Source organism: Pseudomonadota bacterium, from assembly GCA_010028905.1.
Taxonomy (GTDB): domain Bacteria; phylum Vulcanimicrobiota; class Xenobia; order RGZZ01; family RGZZ01; genus RGZZ01.
The window spans coordinates 1-8,819 of record RGZZ01000193.1; the positions used below are offsets into that span (position 1 = coordinate 1).

Annotated in this window: 11 protein-coding genes; all 11 read right to left on the bottom strand. The window is 67.1% G+C overall.

What is annotated here, in order from left to right; genetic code table 11:
• Nucleotides 1–31 precede the first annotated feature (31 nt).
• Nucleotides 32–481 carry an ATP-binding protein gene (locus EB084_13640; protein ID NDD29300.1) on the bottom strand — a complete coding sequence of 150 codons (450 nt, stop codon included), beginning with the start codon at nucleotides 479–481 and terminating at the stop codon, nucleotides 32–34.
• Between the two features lie 10 nt (nucleotides 482–491).
• Complete coding sequence (locus tag EB084_13645) at nucleotides 492–1,181, bottom strand: hypothetical protein (GenBank protein NDD29301.1); 690 nt, start codon at nucleotides 1,179–1,181, stop codon at nucleotides 492–494.
• Entirely contained in the window at nucleotides 1,178–1,504 is a 327-nt protein-coding gene (locus tag EB084_13650; GenBank protein ID NDD29302.1) for an FmdB family transcriptional regulator, read from the bottom strand. Before EB084_13650 ends, EB084_13645 begins: the two co-directional genes overlap by 4 nt.
• A 91-nt stretch (nucleotides 1,505–1,595) precedes the next feature.
• Nucleotides 1,596–1,862, bottom strand: coding sequence for a hypothetical protein (locus EB084_13655; GenBank protein ID NDD29303.1), 267 nt, complete (start codon nucleotides 1,860–1,862; stop codon nucleotides 1,596–1,598).
• A 114-nt stretch (nucleotides 1,863–1,976) separates the two neighbouring features.
• Nucleotides 1,977–2,489, bottom strand: coding sequence for a cyclic pyranopterin monophosphate synthase MoaC (gene moaC, locus EB084_13660; GenBank protein NDD29304.1), 513 nt, complete (start codon nucleotides 2,487–2,489; stop codon nucleotides 1,977–1,979).
• Nucleotides 2,486–4,423, bottom strand: coding sequence for a molybdopterin biosynthesis protein (locus EB084_13665; protein NDD29305.1), 1,938 nt, complete (start codon nucleotides 4,421–4,423; stop codon nucleotides 2,486–2,488). Before EB084_13665 ends, moaC begins: the two co-directional genes overlap by 4 nt.
• The gene (gatB, locus tag EB084_13670; GenBank protein NDD29306.1) at nucleotides 4,423–5,910 is read right to left on the bottom strand and encodes an Asp-tRNA(Asn)/Glu-tRNA(Gln) amidotransferase subunit GatB; all 1,488 of its coding nucleotides are present in this window, start codon (nucleotides 5,908–5,910) and stop codon (nucleotides 4,423–4,425) included. The genes EB084_13665 and gatB overlap by 1 nt, the downstream gene beginning before the upstream one ends.
• Before the next feature lie 87 nt (nucleotides 5,911–5,997).
• Nucleotides 5,998–6,663 carry a PrsW family intramembrane metalloprotease gene (locus tag EB084_13675; GenBank protein NDD29307.1) on the bottom strand — a complete coding sequence of 222 codons (666 nt, stop codon included), beginning with the start codon at nucleotides 6,661–6,663 and terminating at the stop codon, nucleotides 5,998–6,000.
• On the bottom strand, nucleotides 6,660–8,090 hold the full coding sequence (gene gatA / locus EB084_13680) for an Asp-tRNA(Asn)/Glu-tRNA(Gln) amidotransferase subunit GatA (protein ID NDD29308.1): 1,431 nt from the start codon (nucleotides 8,088–8,090) through the stop codon (nucleotides 6,660–6,662). The genes EB084_13675 and gatA overlap by 4 nt, the downstream gene beginning before the upstream one ends.
• A 38-nt stretch (nucleotides 8,091–8,128) precedes the next feature.
• Nucleotides 8,129–8,416, bottom strand: a complete 288-nt coding sequence (gene gatC / locus EB084_13685; protein ID NDD29309.1) for an Asp-tRNA(Asn)/Glu-tRNA(Gln) amidotransferase subunit GatC — start codon at nucleotides 8,414–8,416, stop codon at nucleotides 8,129–8,131.
• Nucleotides 8,413–8,819: hypothetical protein (locus tag EB084_13690; protein ID NDD29310.1), on the bottom strand; the 407-nt coding region annotated here is incomplete at its 5' end. The genes EB084_13690 and gatC, both read right to left, overlap by 4 nt.

The window sequence follows — 8,819 nt, forward strand, 5'->3', positions numbered from 1 at the left end:
CGCGCACGAGATCCAACCGGCCAGCAGCACGCTAGCGACGATTCTTGACGAGACGTATCCGGGTCTGGTCGGCATCTGCGCAGTACTCCACCTCATCCACCAGATGTTTCATCAAGGGAATCCCAAAGCCTCTGTCGAGGGGCCCGCCGCCGGGCAGGAAAGGGGTCTGCGCTCCCCCTGCCCCCTGCGAGATCTCGACCACGACACGCCTGCGCTCCAAGACGGCGCGCACATTGATTTCGTGGACCTCTGACGGGTGCAACATGTTGTAGGCCTCGCCCACCGCCGTCTTGAGGTCGTCGATCTCCTCCACATTGAGATCAGCGGTGCTGCCCACCCCCGCGATAACCAGGCGAACCGTGCGAAGGTACGCCGATTGCGCGGGGACCGTGAGCTCGATGGTCTCCTGCTCTTCCTGAATCATGGCCACCCACCCGCACACCTCTCGACGTCTTTCGATAGATGGAGCGCGTACCCGCATCGCGTCTCGCTCAAACGTCGCCGCCTTCAACCACGATGAACCGACCGCTGGTCTCGAAGCGGCGCAGCTTCATCTTGAGCGGCAGCGGCACCAGCTTGAGGGGGTCGACCGTGGTGACCCCGTTGCTGAAGGTCACACCCGGACGGTTGACCTTGTCGGCGACGTTCACCATGTTGGTGACTGTGTTGCGCAGCCACGCGGGCACGGGGAGGAAGCCCAGGACGCGAACGTCGTCGACCGAGACGACCACCAGCCCTTCCTTGATGCCGATGAGCAGGGTGGTCTCGAACGGCAACCCCTTCGCGTTGCCGCGAATCACCAGCTGGTGCGGGTTCTTCTCGTTGAAGGAGAGCACCACCTCATTGATGGGCGTTCCACGAAGGAAGGGCCCCCGCTCGATGACCCCGTTGATCCAGTCACGAGAGATGCGCACCGCGAAGTGATTCACGGTGATGGCGACCTTCTCGAGCAGGTGCGGCCCGGGAGCCGTGAGATCGGCGGGGCTGAGCCCCGAGACGCCAACGCGGATGTCGTCTACGAGAATCGCATCGGTGGTTCCGCTGCGAAGGGCAACCTCGGCGACCTCGAGCGCCAGGCCGAGGCCACCATCTTCACCCTGTGAGACCTCGACCCGCACCCCGTCGGTGCCGATCTGGTTCACGATGGACAGGATGAGGCCGATGGGTAGTTCTTTCGTCACGCCACTTGCTTGCCTTGCGCGCCCTCGGACGAGGACGACCCGCTGTCGCTCGGCTTCTCTCCCTTCGACTCAGAGGTCCCCTCAGACGAAGGGGCCGGATCGTTCTTGGCTTCCCCCTCCGAGCTCGTACTCGATGACGAGCCTGACCCACGATAGTCGTTGATGTGGAAGCCGCTGCCTTTGAAGATGATACCCACGCTGGTGATGATGCGCTTGTACTCACCGCCGCACTCGGGGCATGCGCTGAGCGGTTCCTCGGATATGCTCTGGCGGTGCTCGCGAACGACGCCGCAGGCCGAGCATCTGTAGTCATAGAGAGGCATCTGTACCGACCTCCTGAATGGGATTCATCGACGGGGCCTCAAAGCCCCGAGGGGGCGCGCAGGGGAAGCGCGCAGAGGAGCTTGCACGACATCAGTCGCTGTAGCCGCCTCCGATGGGGAGAGACAGCACCATGTCGATGGCCTGCTTGTTCACCGTCACGAAGTCGGTCTGGTACAAGAGGCTGTCGCCGCTGAGCGTGAAGATGCGTGCATTCGTCACGGGGATGAACTCGCGCACGCGAATGTTCAGCTCGTCGGAGATGCGCGAGTCGACCAGGAGGTACATCTCCCCCTCGATCTTGTGGTTGCGCGTGTATATCACAACCTCCTTGCGCTCCTTCGGCACTCTCATCGTCATGAGCTGACGTCACCACCCTTCCTACCGCAATCGTGCAGATCCGCCGTCGGCTGTTCCGCTGACGGACGGCTCGCTGTCGCGCCATCCCGGTTCGACGCGTACATCATAATCACATCACTGCGCTGCGTCAACGTGCGCTTCAGGAGCAACGTCACCGCTGGCCACCCTCCACTCACCGGACCGCCCGCCTCGCTTCTCGAGCAGGCACACCGACTCGATGCGCATGCCGCGATCGACGGCCTTGCACATGTCGTAGATCGAGAGGCTCGCCACCGTGACGGCGGTGAGCGCCTCCATCTCGACGCCCGTCCGTCCCACGGTGCCCACGCGGGCCTGCACGCGCAGGGCGTCGGCGTCGTGGGGTGCGATATCGATGACGACCTCGGACAGCGGAAGCGGGTGGCACAGCGGAATGAGTCGGCTCGTCTCCTTCGCCGCCATGATCCCGGCGATGCGCGCGCAGGCGAGCACGTCGCCCTTGGGCATCTGCCCGCCGCACACGAGTGCCAGGGTTTCCGGGCGCATGCGCACGATCGCCTCGGCCACCGCCTCACGCGCGGTCTCTGGCTTACCGCCGACGTCCACCATGCGCGCCCGCCCCGCAGCGTCGAGATGCGAGAGCGTCATGCCCCGTCTCCCCCATAGACCGTTCGCCCCGTGAGCTCGGTGTCGTAGTGCATCGAGGCCTCGAGCTCTTGTCGGAAGTCGCGGGCCCGAAGAACCTGCAGCATCGACTGCACCACGTAGCTCTGCAGGAAGCGCCGGGGAATCGCCAGATCAAGGTGCTCGACGAAGAGCGGCACGAAGTCGAGTTCGAGCGCTCGCGCGACGGTGGCGATGCCGATGCCGGCATCAGCCGCGCCGCTGGCCACCGCGGCCGCCGTGGACATGTGCGTGTACGTCTCTGTCTGGTAGCCCTTGACGCACGTTGCGTCGAGCCCCGCCTTGCGCACGTGATAGTCGATGAGAACCCGGGTTCCGGACCCGTGCTGACGGTTCACGAAGGTGACGTCCGGCCGGGTGAGATCGGCGAGCGCCGTGATGCGCTTGGGGTTGCCCCTGGCCACCACGAAGCCCATCTGACGTCGGAAGAAGTTCACCAGCACGAGGGGGAGCTCGTCTGACAGCGCTCGGACGAACGTCTCGTTGTAGCCCCCGCTCTCCGGGTCGAAGAGGTGAAGGCCCGCCGCATGGCAGTAACCGTTGCGCAGCGCGCGCAGACCGGCTCGGCTTCCCACGTTGGCCGTCTGCAGGGCGACCTCCGGGAAGCGACGCGCCATCTCGTTGCGCAGCAGATCGAACGCCACGTCATAGGTGCCCATGACGAGAAGGTTGGTGTCGAAGCGCGCGGTAGGGTCGATGAGCCCGATCTCGACGCGCTGGCCATCGCCCATCGACTCGGTCTCGGCCGGCACGTGAAGGATCCCGTTGGCCCGCACCAGCGAGGTGACGATGTCTGCGCCCCGTGAGGTGGGCACGGCCACGCGCCGTCCCCCGACATCGGCGAGATAGACCCTCAGGAACTCGTCGGTGCCGGCGGGTGACACCACCGACTGACCCAGAACCGCCGAGAGGGTGATGCGCCCGTCTTCGAGGGAGCCGAGCTGGCGGGTCACGAGAGGGCGCACAAAGAGATCGAAGGTGATGTACGACGACACGGCGTTTCCGGGGAGCGCCACCACGGGAACGTCTCCCACGACGCCGAGGGTCACCGACTGCCCGGGCTTGATGTTGGCGCCGTAGAGCAGCAGCGCGCCATGATCGGCCAGCCACGACGCGGGAACAGCGGTACCGTGCGACCGACCGCTCACCACCACCAGCAGGTCGGTGGACGCGATTGCCGGAGCGACCCGGGCGTGAAGCTCCTCGACGCTCTCTCCGGCGAAGGGCAGGATCTGCGGATCGGCCCCCGCCTCGCGAAGGAGATGGGCCAGGATCGGGGTGAGCGCCTCGACCCGCTGGCCCACATCAGGCTCTGTCCCCGCAGGCACCAGGCTTCGTCCGAGTGCGACCAGGGTGACGCGAGGACGTCGTCGCACCGAGACCCGAGGTACGCCGCCCCGCAGCATGGCCCCGAGATGAAGGGCGCGGATGCGATGATGGCGCGGCACGATGACCTCAGACATGTGAACGTCCTCCCCCACGGGGCTGACGTTGCGCCAGGGAACTGACGGCGCTGGCACGCCCACCTGCTCCACGTCGATGAACTGCACCTCGTTGAGAGGCACCACGGTATCGGTGCCCTCCGGCATCGGAGACCCGCTGTCGACGAAGTTCCCGTCGTGCCCCAGCCGCACCGACACGGGTGTCTCGGGCGTGGCCCCGAACGTCAGCGTCGACTTCACAGCCAGGCCGTCGACCGCCGCCATGTAGAAGTGCGGCGATGAGCGACGCGCCACCACAGGCTCTGCCGTCACGCGGCCCACCGAGTCAACCGTATCGATGTCCTCTGTCGCCCGCGGATTGAGCAGGCTGCGAAACTCAAGCTCGCCGTACCAGCGCTCCTGCGCTTCGTCGAACGGGACGCACTCGAGTGCGCGAGGGGTCGCATACATCGGCATCACCCTCCGCTCTGCGCCGCGGCGCGCTTCTCTTCGAGCACCTGGCGCAGCAGGGCATTGGCCACCTGCGGTGAGGCCTTGCCTCGGGTGGCGGCCATGACCTGCCCCACGAGGAAGCCGAACGCCTTGTCGCGCCCCCCGAGGTAGTCGGCCACGGTGGAGGCCTGCTCGTCGAGCACCTTCTCGACGATGGGGCGCAGGTCGTCGGCAGAACCGATCTGCTGCAGGCCGCGCGCCTTCACGATGTCGGCGGGACTGGCGCCGGTCCCGAACATCTCCTCGAGAACGTCCTTGGCCAGCTTCTTGCTGATGGTGCCCTGCTCGATGAGGGCGATCATCTCGTGGAGCGCGCCAGGCGTGAGGCGCGACTCCTCGATCTGCTGCGCATTCGCGTTGAGCAGCCGGCTCACGTCTCCCATGAGCCAGTTGGCCGCTTCCTTCGGGGGGCTGCCGACCGCCAGCATCTGCTCGAAGAAATCGCCCAGGGCGCGGCTTCGTGTGAGCCCCGCCGCGTCGTAGGCCGACAGGCCGTGCTGCTCGGCGTAGCGCTCCCGCCGCGCCTGCGGCAGCTCGGGGAGCCCCTCGCGGAGGGCGTCCAGCCAGGCCGAATCGACCTGCATCGGCGGGATGTCCGGCTCCGGGAAGTAGCGGTAGTCGTGCGCCTCCTCCTTGCTGCGAAGCGGGTGGGTGAGGCCGTTCTCCTCATCCCAGGCGCGGGTCTCCTGCGTGATGCGCTCTCCACGCTCGAGCGCCGCCACCTGGCGGGCCGACTCGTACTCGATGGCGCGCAGAACCGAGCGGAACGAGTTCATGTTCTTGATCTCGGTCTTGGTGCCCAGGGTCTGGCTGCCCCGCGGACGCACCGACACGTTGGCGTCGCACCGGAGGCTGCCCTCTTCCATCTTGCAGTCGCTGACCCCAACCCAGCGCAGAATCTCGCGCAGGCGCTCGAGGTAGGCCACCGCTTCCTGCGCGGAGCGCATGTCGGGCTCGCTCACAATCTCGGCCAGGGGAACGCCGGCGCGGTTGTAGTCTTCGAGGGTGTACTCAGACGACTCGATGCGACCGCTGCCGCCTCCGTGGGTTGACTTCCCCGTATCCTCCTCGAGGTGGATTCGCGTGATGCCGACCGTCGTTGGCGCCGAAGCGCCCTCCGCCACGACCTCGAGCGCGCCGCGCGAGGCCAGCGGCTGATCGTACTGCGAGATCTGGTAGTTCTTCGGCATGTCGGGATAGAAGTAGTTCTTGCGGTCGAACTTCGAGCGCGCCGGGACCTCGCACCCCACGGCCAGCGCCGCGCGCAGGAGCTGCTCGACGGCAGCGCGGTTCACGACCGGAAGCGTACCGGGCAGCCCCAGGCAGACGGGACAGACGTGCGTGTTCGGCGCCCCACCGAAGCGATTGGGGCATCCACAGAACAGCTTCGTCTCGGTGAGCAGCTCGACGTGCACCTCGAGCCCGATCACCGTCTCATAGGCGGTGGTCACGATGTTCCCCTCCATCTCGCCTCGGTGTGGGCAGATCGCCCTGGGCGCCGTCAGCACTTTCCAGACCCGCGCGGTTCCTTCCTCCAGTCACGCGCGGCGCAGCAGCCCGCCCACAACCAGGGCAACGCCGGTGAGAAGGGCGACCGCGACCGGGACCTGCTCGCCATAGAGCAACGCGTCTGTCAGACCGTGCAGCACGGCAGACACGACGAGCGCCCCCCCGATGAGCGCACCCTTCTCGAGCGTCGAGCGATCGCTTCCGCAAACGCCTCCCAGCGCGGCACCCCAAGGGGTGGTCAGCAGGCCGTGGGCGAGGCTGGTGGTGACGGCCCGCACCAGCAGCAGCGACATCCCGTGGGCGTCGGCATAGCGCCCGTTCTCGACCGCCGCGAACCCCAGCGCGGTTGCGCCGGCGTACATGCAGCCCCTCACCGCGCAGCTCTGCCACTCGTCTCCTGTCGACGCCAGTACCGCCGCGATGAGCAGCGCCGATTCCTCGACGAGCCCTACGTAGAGCGAGAAGTAGAGAACCCGCCCGCCCCAGGCGGAATCCGGAGAGACGGCAAGATCGATGGGCAAGGTGAGCCGGCTGACCAGCGGCGTGAGCGCGGTGACCCCGAGAGCCGCCACGCCCCCGAGCGCGAGCGCCAGCACGAGGCGTCTGGGAGGCGGTGACCGACGCCCCGCGGAGACGTGCGCGGCAGACAGCCAGACAAGACTGGTGACGAGCGCGACGAAGAGGCTGCCGATCAAGCCGTCGCAACCATCGGCCGCTGCCGATGGAAGTCGGTGACCTGCTGGAACGCATGACCGATGGCGAGAAGGCGTCCCTCCTCGAACGGAGGCCCGATCAGCTGCAGCCCGACAGGAAGGCCGGCATCGAAGCCTCCCGGCACCACGAGACCAGGTAGCCCGGCGAGGTTCACCGCGATGGTGTAGATGTCGGAGAGGTACATCTGAAGCGGGTCGTCGGCCTTCTCCCCCAGGGGGAAGGCGACCTGCGGCGTGGCCGGGCCGACGAGGGCGTCGACCGTTGCGAACGCGTTCTCGAAGTCCTTGCGGATGAGCGTTCGCACCTGCTGCGCCCGCAGGTAGTAGGCGTCGTAGTACCCTGCCGAGAGCGCATAGGTGCCCACGAGGATGCGGCGCTTCACCTCTGGCCCGAAGCCGTCGTGACGGGTTGCGCGGAACATCGCCTGCACGTCGGGGGCGTCGGTGCGCAGGCCGTAGCGGGCGCCATCGTAGCGGGCGAGGTTGCTCGAGGCCTCGGCCGGCGCAATGATGTAGTACGCCGGCAGGGCATGTGAGAGGTGGGGCAGCGACACCTCGACAACCGTGGCGCCCAGCTGCCCGAGCAGCTTGATCGCCTCGTCGAGGCGCGCCCGCAGAGAGGCGTCGAGACCTTCCAGGAACTGCACCGGCACCCCGATGCGAAGCCCCTTGCATCCGCTCTCCAGCGCCGCGAGATAGTCCGGGACATCAACTGGCTGGGTGGTGCTGTCTGCGGGGTCGACCCCCGCGAGCACACCCAGCAGGCGGGCGCAGTCCTCCGCCGTGCGGGCCATGGGGCCGACCTGGTCGAGGCTCGACGCATAGGCGACGACGCCGTAGCGCGACACGCGACCGTAGGTGGGCTTCAGGCCGGTGACCCCGCACAGCGCGGCGGGCTGCCGGATCGAACCGCCGGTGTCGGTGCCCAGCGAGGCCGGTGCAGTACCCGCGGCCACCACAACCGCCGAGCCCCCGCTCGATCCGCCAGGCACGCGGGACGGGTCCCAGGGGTTGCGGCTCGCTCCGAACGCGCTGTTCTCTGTCGACGAGCCCATGGCGAACTCGTCGAGGTTGGTCTTGCCGATGACCACCGCGCCGGCGGAGCGGAGACGGGAGATGACGGTGGCGTCGAACGGGGGCCGGTAGTGCTCGAGCATGCGCGAGCCACAGGTGTTCCGCATGCCGCGAACGCAGATGATGTCCTTCACCGCGATGGGAATGCCGAGCAGCGGTCCGCGCTGACCGGAGCGACGGCGCGCGTCAGCCCGTGATGCCTCTTCGAGGGCGGCCGCATTGACCTCGAGATAGCCCTTGAGCTCGCCGTCGACGGCCGCGATGCGGTCGAGATACGCCTGGGTGATCTCAACGCTGGTGACGCCGCTGTCGAGCAGGGCGAGAAGCTCGGTCATGGTGGTATCGATGATGGACACCCGTTCGACTCCTCCGTCTACAGGATCCGCGGAACGCGGAAGCAGCCGTCGTCTGAGCGCGGCGCGTTGGCGAGGGCGTCGGCGTTCGACAGCCCTTCGGCCGGTCGGTCTTCCCGCATCACGTTCGACAGCGGAAGCACCTGGAACGTGGCTTCGATGGACGACGTGTCGAGGGTGCTCAGCTGATCGACGTAGCCGATGATGGCCGCGAGCTGCGGGGCGAAGCGCTCGCGCTCGGCCGGGGTGAGATCGATGCGCGCCAGGTGCGCGACATGATCGATGTCGATGACGTGGGGCTCGTTCATTCGGTCTCCTCGGTCTCGTGCGCGACCTCTTCGGCAAAGACACCGCGCTGCTCGAGCTCAGCGCGAAGGTCGCTCATCTTCGACAGGGTGTGGAGGCGCTCGCGATTCATGGCATTGTCGAGCTCGAAGTCATACACCGCGCCACATCTGCGGATGCGCTCGCGCTGCTTGTTCAGGAAGGCAACCGTGGAAGTGTCGAGACAGGCATCAGCGCTGCGCTGCACCAGCCGCGTCATGAAGCGCCGGAAGTTCAGGCTGCTCGAGTGCGAGACCTGGCTGCCGAGAAAGGAGCGATAGTTCACCGTGCTCCCGTCGACCCGGAACGGCTGAGGCTGCTCCCGCACGAAGATGTCGAGCAGGTAGACGTCCCGGATCTTGCGCACGCGCTGCTGGTCGGCCTGGC